The following is a 21,720-nucleotide window of genomic DNA, read 5'->3' as shown; positions in this document are numbered from 1 at the left end:
TCAGATATCCCAGTTACCGATGTCCTGATCCGTACCTGGCTGACCATCTTTGCCTGCAGAGAAGATATCAACCGGACCGAACTCACCCGGCGTCTGCATATAGTACTGGTTACCCCACGGGTCCGTAGGAAGACGACGGATGTAGCCATTGTCACGCCAGCCTTTTGGTTCAGGGAAACCGGAAGGACGTTTAACCAGAGCCTCAAGACCCTGTTCACTGGATGGATAAAAATTGTTGTCCAGTTTGTACATATCCAGCGCACTTTCCAGAGCAACGATATCGCTGACCGCTTTCTGCTTGTCGGCTTTATCCTTGTTACCCAGAACGTTAGGCGCAACAATACTGGCCAGAACCCCAAGAATGACAATAACCACCATGATTTCCAGCAGGGTGAAACCCTTCGCTTTTGGTGATGCAGTAGATAAACGATTCTGTTTCATAATTATTTTCACACTTAAAATTCTAACCAGTCAGGTCTGTTTCCAAGAAACAATACTGAAATAAATTCCTGTTTCTAATGTTGCTGCCTCCCTTTGCTACGCAAAGGGAGAAACAAACCAGGACGTCGTTTCGGGACTATTACCCAGTACCCGGGGATATAGCCATTTAATATTCTATTACGTGTGTCTACACACTTATCCCACCAGACTGTTAAGGTCCATCATCGGTGTCAGAATGGCCATAACGATAAATAACACCATTCCTGCCATTAATACGATCATTACCGGCCCAAAGATACCCAGAGCAATATTCACCTGATCTTCAAACAAACGGTCCTGAGCATTTGCCGCACGTTCCAGCATGTTTGGCAGCTCACCAGAACGCTCACCACTGGCAATAATATGCAGCATCATCGGTGGAAAGAGACCACTGTTTTCCAGTGCGGTCCAGAGAGCGCCGCCTTCCCTTACCCGATCCGATGCCGCAAGCATTTTTTGTCGTATATAACGGTTACCCAGCACACCGGAAGAAATGCTCATGGCTTCTACCAGAGGCACCGTACTACTGGTCAAAATACTGAGTGTACGGGCAAAACGCGCTGTTTCAACACCAGAAAATACCGCGCCAAAGACAGGTAACTTCAGGTTGAATTTATCGTTCAATAAACGGCGGCTTTCTTTCTTCAACAATCTCTGTCGCACCACCAGCGCCAGCATTATCCCTGCCACCAGCCAGAGTCCATAACTGCTGACAAACTCACTGGCAGCAATCAGCGCCTGAGTCATAGGAGGCAGCTTCTGACCGGCAAATTTAAACTGATCGATTACCGTCGGCACAACAGTGGTCAGCAGAGCGCCTACCACACCAATAGCGACTACAGTCAAAACTATCGGATAGATCATGGCCTGAGTCATTTTGCTGCGAATCTGCTGACGCTGTTCGCTGTAATCAGCCAATCGCTCCAGAATCACTTCAAGGTGACCGGACTTTTCACCGGCTGCGACCATGGCGCAATATAACTGATCAAACGACGACGGGTAGCTGGCCAAAGCATCCGACAAAGTATGACCTTCCAGAACTCGAGCTCTTATGCCTTTAATCATTGCCTGCAGGTGTGGCTTACTGACCTGCTGACTCAATGCCTGCAGGCACTCTTCAATAGGAATCGCAGCAGCAACCAGAGTGGCCAGCTGCCGGGTAATCATTGCGATTTCAGAGACACTGGCTTTACGGGTAAACAGTGAGCGCCTGGTGGTCGCAGATTCCTGCTTAACCCGAGCTGGCTCTACGTCAACCGGAGCCAAACCTTCAGAGCGCAACGTCTGACGAAGCAGACGAGGAGAGTCTGCTTCCTGAGTGCCCTTTTTGGTTTTGCCTTTTTTATCCAGTGCTGTGTAGGTATAGAGTGTCATGGGTTACTCCCTCGTTACCCTTAGCACTTCCGACAGCGTGGTCTGGCCAGATAAGACTTTGTCAAAACCATCCTGCTGAATGGATGGCCATTGTTGTCTTGCTACCTGCTCCATTGTCGCTTCGCCAGCACCGTCATGAATCAGGTCCCTCATCACATCAGTAACAAGGAACAGTTCGTATATCCCTGTACGACCACGATAGCCGGTATTGCGACATTCACTGCAGCCTTTTGCCCGCCAGACCGGACGGTGATCATCCTCTTCCAGCCCCAGCAGTTTCTTCTCTGCTTCGGAAGGCTGAATCGGAGTGCGGCAATCGCTGCAGAGCGTTCTCACCAGACGCTGTGCCAGCACACCCAGCAGGCTGGACGACAGCAGGAAAGGTTCAATACCCATATCCCTGAGTCGTGTAATAGCACCCGCTGCAGTGTTTGTGTGCAATGTACTTAATACAAGGTGACCTGTGAGGGAAGACTGAACGGCAATCTCGGCCGTTTCCAGATCCCGAATCTCACCAATCATCACCACATCAGGGTCCTGACGCAGAATGGCACGCAGGCCACGGGCAAAGGTCATATCCACTTTCGGATTAACCTGAGTCTGACCGATGCCTTCGAGGTCATACTCCACAGGGTCTTCCACGGTCATAATATTGCGACCGGGGGTGTTGATTTCACTGATACCAGAATAAAGGGTCGTACTTTTACCGGAACCTGTTGGACCGGTGACCAGCAGGATACCATGGGGTTTATGCAACTGTTGACGAAGCCCGTCACAGATTCGGGGAGACATACCCAGACGACTGAGATCAAATTTCACACTGCTGCGATCCAGCAAACGCATTACGATACGTTCACCGTGTCGGGTTGGCAGTGTCGACACACGAACATCGACCGCTTTACCACCCAGTCGTAAAGAGATTCGACCATCCTGTGGCACACGCTTCTCGGCAATATCCAGTTTGGCCATGACCTTGATACGGGATACCAGCAATGCCGCCAGTTTTCGCTGTGGTCGCAGAATTTCCCGTAACACGCCGTCAATACGGAAACGAATAACCAGCTGGTTTTCAAAGGTTTCAATATGGATGTCCGACGCGCCGTCACGAATGGATTCGCTGAGCATGGCGTTGATCATGCGAATAATTGGCGCGCCATCATCAGCTTCCAGCAGGTCTTCACTGTCTGGCAATTCATCAGCCAGTGCCTGCAGCTGAGCATCACTGCCAATATCATTCATCAGCTGACGCGCTTCTGAAGAATCCTGCTGATAGATCGCTGCCAACCGAACAGAAAACTCTTCTTCGGACAGTTTTCGCGCAGTAAAGGGCTGAGCCAGAATACGACGAATCTCGATCAGACAAGCTGGCGACAGAGTCTTTTCATAACAAACAACCGGCTGATCACTGTCGTACTCAACAAAGACACGAAAACGGTTGGCGTAGCTGAACGGCAGCTGAATGCGACTGACTGCTGTGGCTTCCATCAGCTATCACCCGCTTGTTGCTTGCGGCTGTCATCTGACTTCTGAATGCTGCCCTGAACTTCTTTCAGGAAACGATCAGCATCACTCAATTCAGGCAGTACCGGTACATTTTGATCGGGCATCAGGCTGATACCGCGTTCATCCTGCAACAACTGTTCAGCTCGAATCAGGCTGTACTTGCTGGCACTGACAGTCTTCAGGCGGTCATCATTACGAATAATGGTCGGACGGATAAAGACCATCAGGTTACGCTTAACTTTTTTGCTATTGGTCGAACGAAACAGGTGGCCCAGAATCGGGATATCACCCAATAGAGGCACCTTGGAAACACTCTCTTGAACGTCGTCATCCATCAAGCCGCCAATAACCACCGTATCACCGCTGCGAACCATAACTGAGGTTTTCACCTGACGGGTTGAGAAGGTTACGTCAACAGGCGTACGACCATTTACTTTCGACACTTCCTGTTCAATATCCAGACGTACCGCATCGCCTTCGTTGATCTGTGGAGTCACCACCAGTTTGACACCGACCTGCTTGCGTTCGATGGTCTGGTAAGGATTGTCGTTATTGCTGCTGGAGGTAGAGCCGGTCAGAGTCGGTACTTCGTCACCGACAATAAAAGAAGCAGCCTCGTTATCCAGTGTCATTAGGCTCGGTGTTGAGAGCACATTGGTTTTTGAAGAAGTACTGGCCGCTTGCAACAGTGCGCCCCAGTTACCAGAAGAAATAGCAAAAGCAGAACCTGAGAGTCTCCCTAAAGCATTTGCCAATGTACTGTAATCACCGGGTTTATCCGGATTTATTGTCGTTTTCCCGTCATCTATTACCGTTGTGCCCTTTTCACCCTGAGCATCAGCTACACCAGCAATAATTTGCCCTATAGGAACATTAGAACCATCCTGGAACTGAACAATAGAACCCTGTGTACTGGCCAGTTGCAAAGACAGATTTACACCGTCACCTTCACCCACCTCGGCAATAATGGCTTCCACCATCACCTGGGCACGACGGATATCGAGGTTACCAATCAGGGCTTCCAGTTCATTCATTAATTCAGGCTGGGCGGAAATGACCAGAGCATTATTTTGCTCATGAACTTCAATACTGACTTTACTTCCGGGTGTTTTCTTACCAGCAGCAGCGCCCGAGAATGAAGCAGCAATACCGTCCAGAACCGGTTTAATTTCCTTGGCTCTGGCGTATTTCAGATAGAACACACGACTGTTTCCAGCACCAGTAGCTCTCTCGGAATCCAGTTGCAGTGCCAGCTTTTTCATCCGCTTGATCTTGGAGCTGTTGCCGGAAATGATAATCTGAGAACCTTGATCATTAGCAACAACTGAGGTCAGCGTATCTGTTTTACCCAGATAAACACTGGTCAGAATACGCGCCATTTCCTGCGCAGAAGTATGCTTCAGGGAAACCACCTCTACGGATTTAACACCCGCTTTATCAATTTCTTCAACAATGGAAACCAGTCGCTCTACGTTAACGGCACGACCGGTAACAATCAGAGTGTTTGCCGGATTGAAGTTAACCACATTGCCATAGGAAGCATTCAGCTGACGCAGAATCGGTGACAGATCTCGAACCGGTACGTTATCAATAGGCATAACCCAGGTAACGATTCGGTCGTCAGCACTGCCGGAACCATTATTCAGCGGAGATGCTGAGGTTTTACTGTCTTTGTTACGGACAACCTTGAGAATATTGTTCTTCTGCTCAAGCACCGCAAAGCCGTTCACTTCAAGCACGCCGAGAAACAGCTGGTAATACTGCTCTTCATTCAACTGCTCGTAAGAGCGGACCGTTACCTTACCTTTAACGGCAGGGTCGATAATAATGGTTTTTCCGAGTCCGGAACTGACCGTATTAATAAACTCACGAATATCGGCATTATTAAAACTGGCGGCAAAATCCGTAGAAAATACTGGCTGCGCCATCAGCAGGGATGCCGAGAGACAAACCGCTTTAAGACAATGACTGAGTCCGATTACTTTTTTCATAGTGACAGTTCAACCTGATAAAGCATGCCCTCACGCTCAACCGTCAGGTCGACCCGTTGAAGTGTTGCAAGATTATTTAATAATTCGAGAGATTCCAGCGGATCGGTCAGGTCTTTACCGTTGGCAGAAACGGCAACATCACCTCGCTGTAATCCAGCCTGTTTAAAGAGTTCAGGGTATTTACTCGGATTCAATCGGTAGCCAATCAGTTCCCCTTCTTTTCTGACCGGGGAGATGCTGATCAAATCGGTGATATTGCCGGACTGTCTGGCTTTCTCAACCAGCGTTTTGAGTCTCTTATTAGTGGCCGGTGTTTCTGCGACTGCTTTTGGCTGGAAAACTGTCGACGTTTTCTGCTCGGGATAAAGCATCAAAGCTTGCTCTTTTCCGTTAACAGTAACAATGACCCTGTCTGGCTTTATTGCAGTTATTTCGGCTCGATGGGATTCAATGGTTTCTCCCAGGCGATAACTCCCTTGCTTGCCACGGCTTTCAATAATAGCCAGTGCACGCTCAGGATTTGGATGAGCCAGTAGACCCGCCAGCTTCAGTGGCAATGTTGAACGGGGGATTTCACGAATATCTTTTTCTACAACAACCGGCTCAGGCTTGTTGGTAACTGTCTTACCAAAGAAGTGGAAGTCTGATAACTCTCGATACAGCGTTTGATTCTGCCCAGACGCCACTGCTGTCGATAATACTTGTGGAGACTGAACAAGTGACTCATCTGACTTATTCAGAAATTGCCAGATCACTCCGGACAAAAGATACATCAGGGCAATAACAAGAAAAGCTTCAAGCAAAAAAGTCAGCTTTCGTTGCTGACTCTGAATCACCGATACTGTTTTACCCAAAAACTCAGAGTGCGATACAGCCATATTATTGTTCGCTTCCCTGTAACAGGTTACTTTTTTTATCCATCCAATCTCTCACATCGAATACTTTTCGCGCATTCGCTCCTCTAGGATATTAAAATTGCGTTACTAAAAGAAGTCACCCTGTCATAAACCGAGTGAAAAGTAGAGCATTCAATTTGAACAGGAAATATACAGAATTACCGAATCTTTACCAAAAAAACACAACTCAAACTGATTCTGATCAATATACTCGCAACGATATACCACACGCTTAAATTCCTGAAGCTTAAAGAAAAAAAAAGAACACTTCTCAACCCCTTTCCCCCAGATGGGTGATGAGTTTTTCCCTCCGAAAGTCAAAATCTGCCAGCCCGAATTTTTAATAAAATCGACCAGCGTACAAGGAATCAAACATGCACGTACGGAATGCACTGGCAAGTGCCGTAATGCTTGTTACGCTGACAGGCTGTGGTGGCGGTGGAGGAGGAGGTGATAGCTCATCACCAACTCCAGACCCTCAAGACACTACTCTGTCAGTAACAGCAATCGACGGTTATTTGCGTAACGCCAAAGTTTGGCTGGATATCGACAATAACTACCGCCACGACGAAGGTGAGCCATTTTCTGAAACTGGAGAAGGTGGTAAAGCTGAGCTGAATGTCACTGGAATAGACAACCCTGGTCAATATCCTGTTGTTGTTCAGGCAATTCCTAATAAAACCGTAGATGAATCCACCATCACGGCTGAAAGCCCTGAAGGCAAAAAGGTCACTACCGGTTATGTGATGTCTGCACCTGCAGGCCAGACTGAAGTAACACCATTGTCGACAATGGTTGATATCAAGATGCGTAAAGCAGAAATCAGCCTTGATGATGCCAAAGAGCAAGTTTCCGAAGAAATTGGCATTCCTGAAGAGGAGCTTCTTGGCGACTTTATTGAAGCAGGTAATCAGGCAGCAGCCGAAAAAGCAGAACTACTGGTTGAACTCGATGCTATCCCTGAAGAATACAGTGATTTCAGTGATGATTCCCCTATCGATGACAGCATCGTAGATAAACTCAAAGAAGTTTATGACGGGCTCCCTGAAGGGGGAATCATCATAATTGAGAAAGATGATGATGGTATTCCAACCCTGAAACCAAGCATTGGTGATAATGACTGGGATGGTGACGGCGTCAACAATAGCAATGATGCTTTTCCAAAAGACGCCAGCGAAGACACTGACACCGATGGTGATGGCGTAGGCGACAATGCAGATGCCTTTAAAGAAGATGCTTCGGAATGGGCTGACTTTGATGGCGACGGCATCGGTGACAATGCCGATACGGATGACGACAACGATGGTGCAAGGGACGAGGATGACTCGTTCCCCAAGGACGCAAACCGAGCACTTGATACTGACGGCGATGGTATTGATAACAATATCGATGACGACGATGATGGTGACAAAGTCCTCGACGAGGATGATGCACTCCCTCTTGACCCATCTGAAACCGTAGATACTGACGAAGATGGTATTGGTAACAATAAAGACACCGATGACGACGGTGATGGTGTTACTGATGAAGATGACGCCTTCCCTCTAAACCCCGCTGAGTCTGTTGATACAGATAAAGATGGTATTGGCAACAACACAGACATCGATGATGACGGTGATAATATTGCTGATGGTGACGACGCTTTCCCTCTGGACCCAACTGAATCTGTTGATACCGATGGTGATGGCATCGGTAATAACAAAGACACCGACGATGACGGTGATAATGTTACTGATGATGACGACGCCTTCCCTCTGGATCCTGAAGAATCTTTAGATACCGACGGAGATAATATCGGTAACAATGAAGATACTGATGATGACAACGATGGCATCAGTGATGAAGAGGAACTGGTTAGCGGCACGGACCCTCTAAAAAGTGATACAGATGGTGACGGAGTCTCTGACAAGGAAGACGCCTTCCCAACCGACAAAGATGAGTCGGCTGATTCTGACGGCGATGGTGTAGGCGACAATGCCGACAAGTTCCCGAATGATGCGGACGAGCAGCACGATACCGATGAAGACGGCATAGGCAATAAATCCGATAACTGCTCTGGTACAGCAAACCCGGATCAAGCTGACGCCGACAATGACGGTCTTGGTGATGCCTGCGATACAACTCCAGACCCAAGTAAAGATGGGGCTGTCTGGGATCAGTTCGATTGGAATGACGGCTCTAGCTGGCAGTAATTTTAAGATTAAGGAAAATGATGATGAATAAAATGAAAACAACTCTGTTGGCTGCCATGATTTCTGTGGCTTCTGGAAGTGCTCTGGCAATTGATCAGCTGAATGTGTTTCAGAAAGATCAGCCTGCTACTGCTGAATCTGTAAACGCAAATTTCAAGTACCTAGAAGATAAAATCGGCGCTTCCTCTGAAAGCATTGATTGCACCAGTACTCCACAGGCGCTGAGAGAGTATATGCTCAATGCCAAGTTTGCTGGTGATCTGACAGTTAATGTAATTGGAGAATGTGCAGGGCCCGTTCAGATTTTCAAAGACGATGTAACGATCAACGGAGGTACCGTTTTTATTGAGCAGAATGCTCCTGCAAGCTTTGCCATCCTGAACCAAAGCAACATCACTTTGCAAGGTGTCACAATCCAAAGTGGAAGTGTACGAATTGCTCGCGAAGCATCCGTTGAATTTAAAAATGTAACATTACCTGAACCCAAATCTACAACTGACCATGACGATGACCCCGACATCCTGCCTAACGTCATTGTGGAATCATCCACTTTATCGTTTGAGAGCGGCGACCTGAACAATCTTTCTCTTTTGGCTAGAGCTAATACTTCAATTGTATTGAAGTCAGGTTTAGCTAATCCTGCAGAAAAGATTGAGCTTGTAGATAATTCTTCTCTTATCAGTGAGCACACGCCCCTGAAAATTGAGCGCGATTTATCCGTATTCAACAACTCTTCTATGACTGCTGGCGCAATTGAAGCGAAAGGCGAAATAGACCTGGAAACAAGCAGCTCTCTGGTTGCAGACAAATTGACTACCGAAAGTGCGCTTGAAGTGGAAAACGGCTCATCCATTGAGGTCGTCAATGATGATGAAACCGCTGTAACCGCAAAGAGCTTTGAATGTGGATCCAGCTCTATGGCTATCGAAGGTGGAATCAAACTGACCGGCCAGATGAACTGGAATGGCAATAATCCCCCTGCATGGTTCGCCAGAAGTTGCAGCGGTGAGCTTGATGGCGATTATGAAGGTGGTATTATTAACGCTGAACGCAGCCCCGTAAGAATTCAGCGTACAGACAATGGTCAATACCAGGAACTCTGGCTGGATCAAGACAGCATTTAAGCTCCTACTCAACGAGTTTTTGCTTAAGAATTAGTCTGCTTCGTGTATAAGTGAAATGGCCTGCCCGCAGGCTATTTCACTTTAGATAAGTAAAAGTAATTATAAAGAGCTCTGCCTGCTGTTAAAGCTGTATATAATAACGTCTCAACAACTCATTCTGATGTCTGGCTCCAGTCTTCTGCAGCAAACACTTAATCTGCGACCGAACAGTCTCCTTACTGACTCCCCGAGCCTCAGCAACCTCACTCCCATCCATACCTTTTGCCAACAAGTCTAAAACATCTGATTCAGCTTTTGTAAGAGGCTCTACTGAAAATTCAACCGCTGCCCTCTGTCGTTTTTCACATTGCTCCACCATATAATTCCCCCACGGCAGCAATGCTGTAGCAATAATATTAAGGTGCTGGACTTGTTCTTGTGAAAAAGCAGCTTCCTTTCTAAAGCTAATTATCTGCAACAGGTAGCGCTCTCCAACTGGAATCTGCAGACTGTATCGATGATATGACTCAAGTATCGAGACAATAGCAGCATAAATACTCTGCGAGGTTGAATCTACAGGGTTATTAACCAGCATGGTGACCCGCTGATGATTCATCTGATTTTCTACAAAGTACTGAGAACTATTTGAACCTGGTGCGGCGTAATAAGATTTAAACTTTTTGGAATTCTTGTCAGTCAGTAGATACAAACAACTTTCTGATTCTGTTAGCGCTAATAAGGAATCAAGGCTGGCTCGAATTTCTTCTATTTTTTTCGCTTGGACAAGCTGGTTGATTTTATCATTAAGATTTACCCAATCCATGTTCACTCCTTAAAACAGGACTGGCAGGCAGACTACATTAAAAAACAATAATTTCAATGACTTAAACTGTCTACAGTTCTCTAAGAAATCAGAAAACTGCAGACAGATAATAGTGACGTAAGCATTCACTTTCGATAAATACTTACAGTCACTAAGCACTAACAAAAAATAAAGACATAAGCCTTATTTTGATTTAGCCATTAATAATATCCCAACGCTCATGCTGAACAGCAGGCTGCATTTCAGACTTTATATTATTGACCTGCTTACGCAGTGCACGACGATCAAAGTCCATACCCAGAATATTAATCAACACTTTCTGATGAGACGCTCTTGGGTTGTCCAGGATAGCGGCTGCCAGCCACTGGTCATCCAGACTCAACTCTTCTGCCAGCTCCAGCGCGATGGCTGTACGGGTCACATCACTACGGGAAACATCCAGCTTGGCACGGCGTAGCTCTTCGCTGCTCATTTCAAGCAGGTCAGTCTTTGCAAAACTGCGCTCAAGAACCAGTGCCCAAGCGGTAGAAACGGAGTTCAACTCAACAGAAGCTGATGACTCAAGCGTTTCGTAGGCCGCCAGATAACGCTTATCTTCTTCTGCGCTCAGGAAACCGGCCTGACCAATATCTGCACGAGCCAGCTCAGGCCTGGCAATACCGAAGCGAGCAAAGCTGTCACTGCGATAGTCTGTCATTTCCAGAATAACCCTGGCGTCGTCCATATCGTCCAGCTCAACACGCTGAGCTTTTGACAGGCTGTAGTCCAGCGTCAGAATAACCGGATCATGATCAGAAGAACTGAAGCTGTTATCCGACTTTTCCAGACTGCCGGAGAATCTGCCACTGTACTCAAACAGGTTATTTTCCAGAGAGTTGATGTGCCAGTCAGTCACTTCCGCCAGCTTGGCTGTGATGGAGCCGGAACCTATAGCGTGATCCAGACTGCCCAGCTCGCCAGAGAAGGTGTAAGAGAAGGCATCCGTACCGTGCACCAGCTCAGCAAGGTTAACGTAGTCATAACCATCGGTCAGAACTTCACCCTCAACGCCTGTCAGAGGTTCGTCGCCAATCAAGGTATACGGCGCCGTCTTCAGTTGGCGGCCAGTACCATCGTAGTCTGTCAGCAGACGTACAGGGTCTTCTTTACCATAAGCGTTGTAATCACCCAGCAACAAAACATCGCCAGCCTTATTTTCACGCATATAGTCGCCAAGCACTTTTGCCGCAGACAGGCGGAACTCATTACAGCTGCCCTGCAAATCTTCTTCAAAGTCAGCAACACGCCCGGCATTTCGCTCATCAACACGACTGCCTCTCAAAGGAACAGGCCATTCGTACTCGGCATAGTCGTTGAAGCACTGAGAACCCTTGGATTTGAAGTGGTTAACAGCAACGGTCAACGGTCGAGTCTGACCATCATCCAGCTTGACTGTGAACTCCTGAACCAGGGTATTTCGCTGCCCTTTGAACAGACTTTTAGTTACTTCATTACCACTTTCAAGCGCTTGATACTCTGCTCTCTGGATTGGCATTTCGATCAGTTCGGACCCTTTTGCCAGAGATACTTTAGCGGGACGGTAAAGAATGCCCACAGCGATGGCATCGGTACCAATCACACTATTATCAGCAGTACGAACAAAACGATACTGGTCTTCTTCCGAAAGCTCGGCGTTCAGGTGAGTGACCAGATCCTGAATGGCTGATTTTTCACCAAAACCGTTATTCTCGATTTCCATCAAACCAAGAATATCGGCATCAATGCTGATCATTGCGCTGACAATCTTGGTGCGCTGCTTTTCAAAGTCAGCCTGGTTACTGCCTGCACCACGGTTCTGACCCAGAGGGTTAGAGTCACCACCGACACCGGAGTTGAAATAATTCAATACGTTAAAGCTGGCAACTTTCAAATCGTGGTCGGCCGACAAATCCGGCTGATCTTCACGATCTGAAAAATCATGAACAAAGTCTGCTGCATCAAGCTGCTCAGCGGTTTCAGGAATCAGTCGGTACTCGCCAAAGCTGTAAGCCAGAACACCTTCAAGGTTTTCAACGTTATCGCCTACCCGGATATAGCCGGTTTCAGCATTGAATTCATCAAAGTATGGAACCTCACCATCGCCTGGCTTGGCATCGGTTTCTACAAACAGCTGCCCTTTATCGTTTTCAGCGGCCAGTTGTTTAGCTTCAGGACTGAGAGCTGCAAATTTCTGGGTTGGTTTATAAAGCGGAGTGGACAGTGACAACACCATATTGTTCCGGAAGCTGTCGAAGTCAAAGCCAAAGTTACGGGTGACGACAAGATCAGAACCCGTCGTGCTGACCAGCATACCTTCGTACTGCTCCAACTGGCTCTCCAGCGCAGTAGACGGGTCAAATTCCATATGTACTGCTTCTATATCTGCAGCATTTTCTTCCAGAATCTGGAAGTTAGCTTCCGTTAGTGAGAGCTGTGTCTGACCAAAGTATTCGCGAACCTGTCCCTGCATACATATACGGCTGCCTTCTTTTATAGAAGCCGCCGGAGCATCACCGGTAAAGACAAAGATACCGTCGGAAGTTGCTTCATCACCGTCGCCCTGCTCTGCTTGCAGGAAGAAGCCTTTATAAAGGGATTCTACTCGCTTGGTCACGATACCTTGAACGGTTACCTGGCCACCGGCAAATGAACCTTCCGGAACCAGAGGGCTGCTGTCGCCGGAGCCCTGAATATCAAAGACTTCAGTCAACTCACCCTGACACTCCCAAACAGGCGTAGGTGGTACAACGACTCCACCCGGAGCCTTGCCCAAGCCTTCAATAGCATTTTTAGCCAGTTGATCCCATTGAGCGGCATCGTATTCTGCAGAAGGCGTACTGCCAGCCTTACGGGCTAAGGTCTTGTCTTTACCAAATTTAACCTTGCCAAACTGCCCCATCAAATCCAGGGTATCACCGGCTTTATTTTGCAAGGCAACCGGATCATCACCATTAAAATTGATGACAGAGCCATTAACCAGTTGCGCCTTATCTTGCAGCTCGACACTGGCTCTATTATGGGCAATAACATAAGTGGCTCCGGCTGGAAGGGAACCGGTTAACTGCAAAGTACTTTTACTGGTTTCACTGCCGTTGGTGAATTTAACCAACTGATAATCAGCCAGATTAATTGAAACGTCGCCAGAATTATAAAGCTCAATGGCTTTTTCATAACTACTGCCTTCAACGTACTCACTGATAATTAAATCAGCAGACGCCGTTGACGATGCTGCCAGAACAGCCGATGCCATCAAGCTGAGCTTCAGGTTTTGACCAGTCATTGGAACCCCCGGTTGAGAATTTAAATAATAAAATGCACTTTTGAAAACTGATCAGATTTTAAAATTAATATATGAACAGTCAGTGACGTTTTTTTGAAGATTCGTTCCGTGAGAGGCTGATGAAGTAAAAACAGTACAGCAGCACAAGTAGTCCAGACGAGCGATCATACTTGTAATAAGGTGGTAAAAGTGTGTTCTATTTCACAAACAAAGCAACAGAGTGCATCGGAAGATAACAAACCCATAACAACTATTTAATAAGACACTCGCCTAATTTGAATTATAAATTTAAAAAAATGGCGACTCAATTGAGCCGCCATTAATATATTTAAGCTAATTATTGACTAAATATTCACACCTTGCGCTTACGACGCAGACCGAACAGAGACAGAAGACCAAGACCCAGCATTGGGAAACCGAAGCTACCGCCACCGGAGCTGTTGGCACTTCCTGAAGAAGGTTCTGCAGGTTCCGGTCTTACAACCTCTCCACCAAGATTCAGATCAATCAGAACCGGATCATGATCAGAAGAACTGTAGACATTATCAGACTTCTCAATGCTGCCAGAATACTCGCGAGAGTATTCAAACAAGCTGTTTTCAACAGAGTTGATATGCCAGTCCGTTACATCTGCAATAACATTCTCGTCAATCATTTTCTGAGAGGCTAGAACATGATCAAGGCTACCTAACTCACCACCATAACTGTAAGAGAAGACATCTGTTTCATTCTCACGTTCAGCTACATGATCCGCCAGATTAACATAACCAAAGCCTTGTGTGAGTGCACGACCACTTTCACCATCCAGATCAGCTGTTCCAATCTTGGTATAAGGTGCTGTGGTTAGTTTTCTATCACCATCTTTCCACTGGTAATCAGTCAGTAGTCTAACCGGATCTTCTTTCCCATAGGCATTCAGATCGCCCAATATAAGGACATTCTCACCATCATTATTTGCTTTCAGGTACTTGCCTAGAGTTTCTGCAGCCGAAACACGGAACTCGTTACAGCTACCCTGAAGATCTTCTTGGTATTGATCAATTCTTGTAGCTTTCTCATTTCTATTAGTTTTATCAATTTTATAAGACCCTTTACTCAGCTTTATCGGAATACCATCTGCAGCATTACCAAAGCCTTTGTACTCTGCATAATCGTTATGACATTCAGAACCTTTGGATTTGAAATGGTTCACAACAGCGGTAAATTCGTAAGGTTGCTCTTTACCATCAACCTTTACCACAAACGTTTGAAGAAGAGAGTTTCTCTGATATTTGTTCTGCGTCTTTTCAGTCGTTTCACCTTTTAGCTTGCCTTGATAAGTGAATGACTGAGACGGCATTACAATTACTTCAGACGCTCCTTTTAGCGCAACCTTGCCGGGTCGATAAATCATGCCAACTGCGATAGCGTCAGAACCAACCACACCACCATCTGGAGACTTAACAAATGCGTACTCATTCCCTTGCGCCATCTCTGCATTCAAACCGTTCAGGAGATCCTGAATAGCAGATTTTTCACCAAAACCATTGTTTTCAATTTCCATCAAACCGATAACATCAGCGTCCATGGCCACCATAGCATTGATGATTTTAGTTCTCTGTTTAGCAAAATCAGTCTCTGACGAGGCTCCGCGATTTTGATTGCCACTTGACGGATTATCGTCGCCACCAACACTCTTATTGAAGTAATTAAGAACGTTGAAACTGGCAATACGAAGATTTTCCCCTTTTTTAGCTTTAGGTTCCAAAGTCCGTTTTGAGAATTTGTGAACAAAGTTTCCTGCTTCGAGGTTTTCACCTGTTTTTGCAACCAGACGGAATTGGTCATGACTGTATCCCAGCACACCCTCGAGCTTATCCACCTTATCCCCGATCAGAATATAATCGTTGTCAGCATCAAATTCTGTAAAGTAGGGAATAACACCGTTTGCTGGCTTCTCATCCGTTTCAACGTATAGCTGATTACTGGTGTTTTTAGCTGCCAATGCTTTAGCTTCATCACTCAGTGCAGCATGCTTTTGAGTTGGTTTGTAGAGCGGCTTCTCTAGAGACAACACCATGTTATTGCGGAAACCGTCGAAATCAAAACCAAAGTTTCTCGTTACAACAAGGTTGGAATCCGTAGTACTTACCAGCATACCTTCGTATTTTTCCAGCTGGCTTTTCAAGGTTTCCGAACTACCGAAAATGAGCTCTACAGGGGTGATTTCCGGAGTGGCAGCTTTTGCTTTTACGTCGAACTTGAGCGCACCCTTGTCAGTTTTACCAATATTGATTTGGGTCTGGCCATAGTTTTCTTTAACTTTGCCCTTAACGACTACCCGATCACCTTCATCCAAGCCTGCCAGTGCAGCCCCGCCAGTATAGATAAAAATACCTTCAGAGGTTTTATCATTACCATCCCCTGTCTCTTCCTGTAGGAAAAACCCTTTGTAAAGAGTAGACACTTTCTTTGTTACGATACCCTGAACAGCATACTCATCTTCAGATTCGTATTTACCATCAGGAACCTCCGGGCTACGGAAGCTATCACCTTGAATTTCGTTGATTGGGGTAATGGTGGCGCTAGAACTGTCCCAGGCCGTTGGTGGAGTTGGTGGAGTTGGTTCAGCACCTTGCTCACCAGGCCTAAACCCCAACTGGTTGTAAGTGTAGTCTTTTGTTATTTTAACCTCACTCCATTGATCAGCATCAAATGCTTCCGATGGCGTAGCTACACCAACTTTTCGTGATAGAGAGGTATCTTTCTTAGCAGCTACTGCATCAACAGTTGTACCATCTTGCAGCTGCAACTCTACAGGGTCGTCACCATTAAAATTAAAAAACTTACTAGAACTTACAGAGTCAGCTTTACCACCATCAGTTTTTAATTTGAGTGGTGTTTTATTATTTTTGTTGCTCTTAGCAATAAGGTAGATCTGATTAGGCTCAAGGCTACCAGTCAAAGAAACTTCATTAACCTTTGACTTATTACCTTCATCGAACATCACCAGTTTGTAGCGTGCTAAATCTACAGCTACATCGCCAGTATTAAATAATTCAATCGCCTTATTATAGCCCGTACCTTCAACATACTCACTAATAATCAAATCAGCAGGCGCAACAGAAGAAGCTGCCATAACAGCAGAAGCCAGCGCAGTCAGCGCCAGATTTTGTTTCATAGTTTTTTTAGACACGAGAAAACTCAGCTCAGTGATTAAAAACTTAACATCCCACTGAAAGGCAAAATTCGAGCAAAGAGAGGCCGATAACCGGTAATTAACATTTAGCGGCTGTTGCTATTCTGCAATTTCCATTTAAACGACGCGGCCATCCTATGACCTGAAACAAAATCGACGATATTGACCGATTAATACCAATAGGGAGACTGTGATGTACTATCGATAATACGTGTTATTAATTGTACAGAAGTTGTCTTGTGTCAGTAAATATTAAATCACTGTGATTCGATGAATTAATTTGAGAAAAAACTTAACATTGAAACTTCATCAGACTTAATACGGAGTGAATTAACAAATTCACCAATCAAGTTAAGGCGTTCGACTAATTCAATCAATGAATTAAAAATTACTCTTTCAAAATAAATATAATCATTACTGATTTATAAAATTCAAAGAAGAATAGAAATATTAAGGAAGGGACTCAAAGTAGCGGACTAAATATCTGAAAAAGATTTTCACGCAGCTTTTTAGAGAAGGGTCTTTTATTCCAGCGTTTAGCGTCAACCAGCTCAGACTGCTGAATGTATTGCTCCAGTAGCGTTGTCATCGTCAAGCCAAAAGCATGGCCGTAGATGATCATGGTCACTTCGTAGTTGAGCCAGACGCTGCGCATGTCGAGATTCACCGTCCCGAACAGCACAGTAGAACGGTCCACCAAAACACACTTGGTGTGCAGCAGCCCACCTTTGAACTGGTGAATTTTTATGCCGGCACTCAGCAACTCATCGTAATAAGAACGACTGGCATAGTGCACCATTCTGGAATCGTTTCGATAAGGCACCAGCAGTTGGACATCAACTCCGCGCATGGAAGCCGTCTTGAGTGCCTGCAACAAAGACTCATCCGGGACAAAGTAAGGCGTAGAAATCAGTAGTTCTTCCTTGCTTTCATAGATAGCAGTCAGCAAAACCTGATGCAAACGCTCTCGATCAATACCCGGACCGGAAGGCAGCACATGGACGTCGGCTCCCGTATAACAGCTCAGCGAAGACTCGGGCATCTGGTAGTTGGTATGAAACAGCGGGTGATTTTCACCAGTTTCCATCGCTTTATCCCAGAGCGCAATGGTTGATAAGACATGAGCAGGCACACCCTCAAGACGAATCATGGCATCGACCCACTGCCCGACACTGGCATCCTGTTTAAACAGAACAGGATCGACCAGATTGAAGCTGCCACTCCAGGCTATCTGATCATCCACTACCAGCAGCTTTCGGTGGTTACGAATATCGACTCTTTCAAACAGCATTCGCAGCAAACCTACTGGCATGGACTCAGTAACACTAATACCTTCTTTACGAAATCGCTGCAGCCAGTCGCTCTTCAAAAATGACCAGCTTCCTACTGCATCGAGCACAACTGCACACTCAACACCTCGCCTTGCCGCAGCAATAACCGCTTCAGCCAGCTGCGCAATACGACCTTCCGGCTCACAGATATAAAACTCAAGGACAATACTTTCTTGTGCGCCATTAACGTCGTTTAACAGCCCTTCAAGAATGTTGTCGGTTTCGTGAAACAGCTGAAGTCGATCGGAAGGAAGTACAGGAATACCCAGCGTCTGTTCTGCCAGTTTATAAACACCGGTATGAACAGCTCGGGAAGGGCAGGACTCCTGATGCACCTCAAGCACTCTGGAAAGGTGTTCAGACCACTGGGCGTAATCAGGATATAGACTTTCTATCCTCTTAAGGCGTCGACTCCCCAATCTTCTGGAACCAAAGAGTAAATAGAAGAAGAAACCAGCAACCGGAAGGATAAACAGCAGCAAGAGCCAGGTCAGAGTCACTCCGACTGGACGTCTTTGCATTATGACGTTGATGCCAAAGGCCATAATCAGACCAATATAGACAGCACCAAATAAAACACTGAGCCAGCTGATATCCATTCGCTATTCAGATATTAATAATGGGCTATGAATAATAACCCAGAACTAAGAGGCTGTTTGAAAATATCTGCCCTGCTGCGGTCACAGTAAATCGGTCTAAAAATGCGGCTTTGTTCGTCAAATAGCTAGCTATTCTCCTCTCAGAGCCGCATTTTTATCCTCAATTTCCTGCAATCCTCACAACGGACGATACTTTTCAAACAGCCTCTAAGAAAACAAAAGGTGAGAATATTGCTCCCAGAGTAATTTCCCACTCATCGTCACAGCAATCAGCACAATCATTGGTCGAATAATCTGCTGCCCTCGGCTGACCACCATTCTGGAACCCAACCTGGCGCCAATAAACTGTCCAGCCATCATCACCAAACCAACCACCCAAACAACATGTCCACCCAACACAAAGAACAACAGTGCCGCCAGGTTACTGGTGCAATTCAGTACCTTAGTATGAGCTGTCGCCTTGGTCAGCGAAAAACCCAGCAGACTGACGAAAGCTATGGCAAAAAATGAGCCCGTACCCGGCCCAAAGAAACCATCATAAAAGCCTATACCCATCGCTGCAGTGCAAGAAAAAGCAACCAGAGAGATCTTCTGCTGCTTATCCTCAGCCGCTGAGGCGCCTTTTGAGAGAATAAAGTAGACTGCTATCCCCAGAATCAGAAAAGGAATCACCTTCTCCATAACGCTTGCATCGATGGACTGCACCAGAATCGTGCCAAAAGCACTCCCTATAAAGGTCATAGCAATGGCAAAGCGCATCTCTTTTAGAGACACCAACCCACGGCGAACAAAGTAGAGGCTGGCAGTGAACGAGCCACCACAACTCTGCAACTTGTTTGTTGCCAGCGCCTGAGCCGGGGACAACCCTACTGCCAGGAGAGCTGGAACAGTAATCAAACCACCGCCACCAGCGATAGAGTCAACAAACCCTGCAGCGAGTGCTACAAAAAACAGCAGCAGCGCCCAGTCTAATGAGAGAACAATGTCCAAACCTGACTCCATGGAGAGGAAAATGAAGGATAAGGAAAAAAGAAGAGAGGATTATGCTTTTTTAGCAGGCATAAAAAAAGCCCGTTAGCTTTCACTAACAGGCTTTTCTAATATGGCTGGAGTGGAGGGATTCGAACCCCCGCATGTCAGGATCAAAACCTGATGCCTTACCGCTTGGCGACACTCCAATTTTAACGTTCAATATCTCAACGTTAATTCCCGATATTGAATGGTAGCTAGGGGCAGATTCGAACTGCCGACCCCATCATTATGAGTGATGTGCTCTAACCAACTGAGCTACCTAGCCATCAAATCGGGACGCTATTCTCTGCATTCAGGACAATTTTGTCAAGAAGCTTTCTTTAAAAGAAAGAGAATAACTAAATGGCTGGGGTGGAGGGATTCGAACCCCCGCATGTCAGGATCAAAACCTGATGCCTTACCGCTTGGCGACACCCCAGCAATGTCTTTTCAGACGCTTTCGAAGTTAACACGTTTCAAATTACTGTCAATCAGTGAATAACAGTAATTGAAATATGGTAGCTAGGGGCAGATTCGAACTGCCGACCCCATCATTATGAGTGATGTGCTCTAACCAACTGAGCTACCTAGCCCCCGAAAGATGCGACGCATTTTCAGGATTTAACCCTTCCCTGTCAACCAATTGAGCTGCTTTTTTCGGCATTTTCAGTAAATACCTACAGGGATTACGCCTTACCGATAGATAAGCAGAGTTCCTTTCTGTCAGGCATTCGGACAAGCCAGCTGACAGAAATTCACACGATACTGGTTATCTATTATTAAACGTTAAAACGGAAGTGCATGACATCGCCGTCTTTTACGATGTATTCCTTACCTTCAACACGCAGCTTGCCGGCTTCTTTCGCGCCCTGCTCACCATTGTATTGAATAAAGTCGTCGTATGCGGTTACTTCAGCACGGATAAAACCACGCTCGAAATCGGTATGAATAACAGCGGCCGCCTGAGGTGCAGTTGCGCCCACCTTTACAGTCCATGCACGTACTTCTTTCACACCAGCGGTGAAGTAAGTTTGCAGGTTCAGCAACTCATAACCGGCACGGATCACACGATCCAGCCCCGGCTCTTCCATTCCCAGATCAGCCAGAAATTCGTTACGCTCTTCGTCTTCCAGCTCGGCAATTTCAGATTCAAGCTTGTTGCAAACAACCACAACAACAGCCGCCTCTTCAGCCGCAATGCCTTTCACTACATCCAGGTATTCATTATCTTCAAAACCATCTTCGTCAACGTTGGCAATATACATTGTTGGCTTGGTGGTCAGAAGATGCAGAGTTTTGGTCAGCTCCTGCTCAGCATCACTCAATTCCAGAGAGCGAACCGGGTTACCTTCTTCCAGATGCGGAATAATTTTTTCCAGCAGATCTTTCTGAGCCTTGGCTTCTTTGTCACCACCTTTTGCAACACGCACGACACGCTGCAGCTGCTTTTCACAGCTTTCCAGATCGGCCATAGCCAGTTCGATGTTGATAATGCCGATATCAGCAGCAGGATCGATCTTGTTGGCCACGTGAATGACGTTGTCATTTTCAAAGCAACGAACAACGTGTGCAATAGCATCAGTTTCACGGATGTTAGCCAGGAACTTGTTGCCCAGACCTTCACCTTTGGACGCACCTTCCACCAGACCTGCAATATCCACAAATTCCATAGTGGTTGGTAGAACACGCTCAGGCTTTACAATCGCAGCCAGCTTATCCAGACGCGGGTCTGGCATGGCGACAACACCAGCATTTGGTTCGATAGTACAAAAAGGGAAGTTCTCAGCATCAATACCTGCTTTGGTCAGCGCATTGAACAGAGTTGATTTACCAACGTTGGGCAGACCAACGATGCCACACTTAAAGCCCATAATTCGTTTCCAGCCCTGAGTTCAGGGGTATCAAGAGAGTGATGCCATGCGATTTACCGACCTGAGCGGT

Annotated in this window: 13 protein-coding genes and 4 tRNA genes; 2 read left to right on the top strand and 15 right to left on the bottom strand. The window is 46.3% G+C overall.

What is annotated here, in order from left to right; genetic code table 11:
• The 5 genes from gspG to gspC form a co-directional block, all read right to left on the bottom strand.
• A complete protein-coding gene (gene gspG / locus EOPP23_RS04365; protein ID WP_153764740.1) occupies positions 1 to 441 on the bottom strand; it encodes a type II secretion system major pseudopilin GspG in 441 nt (146 codons plus the stop codon).
• 195 nt (positions 442 to 636) lie between these two features.
• On the bottom strand, positions 637 to 1,854 hold the full coding sequence (gspF, locus tag EOPP23_RS04360) for a type II secretion system inner membrane protein GspF (RefSeq protein WP_153764739.1): 1,218 nt from the start codon (positions 1,852 to 1,854) through the stop codon (positions 637 to 639).
• Between the two features lie 3 nt (positions 1,855 to 1,857).
• Positions 1,858 to 3,339, bottom strand: a complete 1,482-nt coding sequence (gene gspE / locus EOPP23_RS04355) for a type II secretion system ATPase GspE (RefSeq protein WP_153764738.1) — start codon at positions 3,337 to 3,339, stop codon at positions 1,858 to 1,860.
• A complete protein-coding gene (gene gspD / locus EOPP23_RS04350; protein ID WP_153764737.1) occupies positions 3,339 to 5,348 on the bottom strand; it encodes a type II secretion system secretin GspD in 2,010 nt (669 codons plus the stop codon). Before gspD ends, gspE begins: the two co-directional genes overlap by 1 nt.
• Positions 5,345 to 6,226, bottom strand: a complete 882-nt coding sequence (gspC, locus tag EOPP23_RS04345) for a type II secretion system protein GspC (RefSeq protein ID WP_153764736.1) — start codon at positions 6,224 to 6,226, stop codon at positions 5,345 to 5,347. Before gspC ends, gspD begins: the two co-directional genes overlap by 4 nt.
• Positions 6,227 to 6,618: 392 nt before the next feature.
• On the opposite strand from gspC, the gene EOPP23_RS04340 reads away from it, so the two are divergent.
• Both EOPP23_RS04340 and EOPP23_RS04335 read left to right on the top strand, forming a co-directional pair.
• A complete protein-coding gene (locus EOPP23_RS04340; RefSeq protein WP_153764735.1) occupies positions 6,619 to 8,436 on the top strand; it encodes a thrombospondin type 3 repeat-containing protein in 1,818 nt (605 codons plus the stop codon).
• A gap of 32 nt (positions 8,437 to 8,468) precedes the next feature.
• On the top strand, positions 8,469 to 9,560 hold the full coding sequence (locus EOPP23_RS04335; RefSeq protein ID WP_153764734.1) for a hypothetical protein: 1,092 nt from the start codon (positions 8,469 to 8,471) through the stop codon (positions 9,558 to 9,560).
• Positions 9,561 to 9,681: 121 nt separating this feature from the next.
• Here EOPP23_RS04335 and EOPP23_RS04330 read toward each other — a convergent pair whose 3' ends face one another.
• The 10 genes from EOPP23_RS04330 to ychF form a co-directional block, all read right to left on the bottom strand.
• A complete protein-coding gene (locus EOPP23_RS04330; RefSeq protein WP_153764733.1) occupies positions 9,682 to 10,362 on the bottom strand; it encodes a helix-turn-helix transcriptional regulator in 681 nt (226 codons plus the stop codon).
• A 193-nt stretch (positions 10,363 to 10,555) separates the two neighbouring features.
• Positions 10,556 to 13,660, bottom strand: coding sequence for an ExeM/NucH family extracellular endonuclease (locus EOPP23_RS04325; RefSeq protein WP_153764732.1), 3,105 nt, complete (start codon positions 13,658 to 13,660; stop codon positions 10,556 to 10,558).
• Between the two features lie 352 nt (positions 13,661 to 14,012).
• Positions 14,013 to 16,835 (bottom strand): ExeM/NucH family extracellular endonuclease, encoded by a 2,823-nt coding sequence (locus EOPP23_RS04320; protein WP_153764731.1) that lies wholly within the window; start codon positions 16,833 to 16,835, stop codon positions 14,013 to 14,015.
• A 466-nt stretch (positions 16,836 to 17,301) separates the two neighbouring features.
• Positions 17,302 to 18,768, bottom strand: a complete 1,467-nt coding sequence (cls, locus tag EOPP23_RS04315; protein ID WP_153764730.1) for a cardiolipin synthase — start codon at positions 18,766 to 18,768, stop codon at positions 17,302 to 17,304.
• A gap of 207 nt (positions 18,769 to 18,975) precedes the next feature.
• Positions 18,976 to 19,758 carry a TSUP family transporter gene (locus EOPP23_RS04310; RefSeq protein ID WP_153764729.1) on the bottom strand — a complete coding sequence of 261 codons (783 nt, stop codon included), beginning with the start codon at positions 19,756 to 19,758 and terminating at the stop codon, positions 18,976 to 18,978.
• Between the two features lie 113 nt (positions 19,759 to 19,871).
• Positions 19,872 to 19,946: transfer RNA gene (locus tag EOPP23_RS04305), tRNA-Gln, on the bottom strand.
• A 42-nt stretch (positions 19,947 to 19,988) separates the two neighbouring features.
• Positions 19,989 to 20,065: transfer RNA gene (locus EOPP23_RS04300), tRNA-Met, on the bottom strand.
• 78 nt (positions 20,066 to 20,143) lie between these two features.
• Positions 20,144 to 20,218: transfer RNA gene (locus EOPP23_RS04295), tRNA-Gln, on the bottom strand.
• Positions 20,219 to 20,295: 77 nt separating this feature from the next.
• Positions 20,296 to 20,372, bottom strand: a tRNA-Met gene (locus tag EOPP23_RS04290).
• Positions 20,373 to 20,558: 186 nt separating this feature from the next.
• Positions 20,559 to 21,650 carry a redox-regulated ATPase YchF gene (gene ychF / locus EOPP23_RS04285; protein ID WP_153764728.1) on the bottom strand — a complete coding sequence of 364 codons (1,092 nt, stop codon included), beginning with the start codon at positions 21,648 to 21,650 and terminating at the stop codon, positions 20,559 to 20,561.
• Between the last annotated feature and the right edge of the window lie 70 nt (positions 21,651 to 21,720).

This window comes from Endozoicomonas sp. OPT23, assembly GCF_009653635.1.
Taxonomy (GTDB): domain Bacteria; phylum Pseudomonadota; class Gammaproteobacteria; order Pseudomonadales; family Endozoicomonadaceae; genus Endozoicomonas_A.
The sequence above is the reverse complement of the archived record's forward strand: the minus strand, read 5'-3'. Positions and strand labels throughout refer to the sequence as shown.

Coding starts and splice junctions, on each gene's coding strand:
- gspG (WP_153764740.1), bottom strand. CDS start 441: ATGAAACAGAATCGTTTATCTACTGCATCACCAAAAGCGAAGGGTTTC.
- gspF (WP_153764739.1), bottom strand. CDS start 1,854: ATGACACTCTATACCTACACAGCACTGGATAAAAAAGGCAAAACCAAA.
- gspE (WP_153764738.1), bottom strand. CDS start 3,339: ATGGAAGCCACAGCAGTCAGTCGCATTCAGCTGCCGTTCAGCTACGCC.
- gspD (WP_153764737.1), bottom strand. CDS start 5,348: ATGAAAAAAGTAATCGGACTCAGTCATTGTCTTAAAGCGGTTTGTCTC.
- gspC (WP_153764736.1), bottom strand. CDS start 6,226: ATGGCTGTATCGCACTCTGAGTTTTTGGGTAAAACAGTATCGGTGATT.
- EOPP23_RS04340 (WP_153764735.1), top strand. CDS start 6,619: ATGCACGTACGGAATGCACTGGCAAGTGCCGTAATGCTTGTTACGCTG.
- EOPP23_RS04335 (WP_153764734.1), top strand. CDS start 8,469: ATGAAAACAACTCTGTTGGCTGCCATGATTTCTGTGGCTTCTGGAAGT.
- EOPP23_RS04330 (WP_153764733.1), bottom strand. CDS start 10,362: ATGGATTGGGTAAATCTTAATGATAAAATCAACCAGCTTGTCCAAGCG.
- EOPP23_RS04325 (WP_153764732.1), bottom strand. CDS start 13,660: ATGACTGGTCAAAACCTGAAGCTCAGCTTGATGGCATCGGCTGTTCTG.
- cls (WP_153764730.1), bottom strand. CDS start 18,768: ATGGATATCAGCTGGCTCAGTGTTTTATTTGGTGCTGTCTATATTGGT.
- ychF (WP_153764728.1), bottom strand. CDS start 21,650: ATGGGCTTTAAGTGTGGCATCGTTGGTCTGCCCAACGTTGGTAAATCA.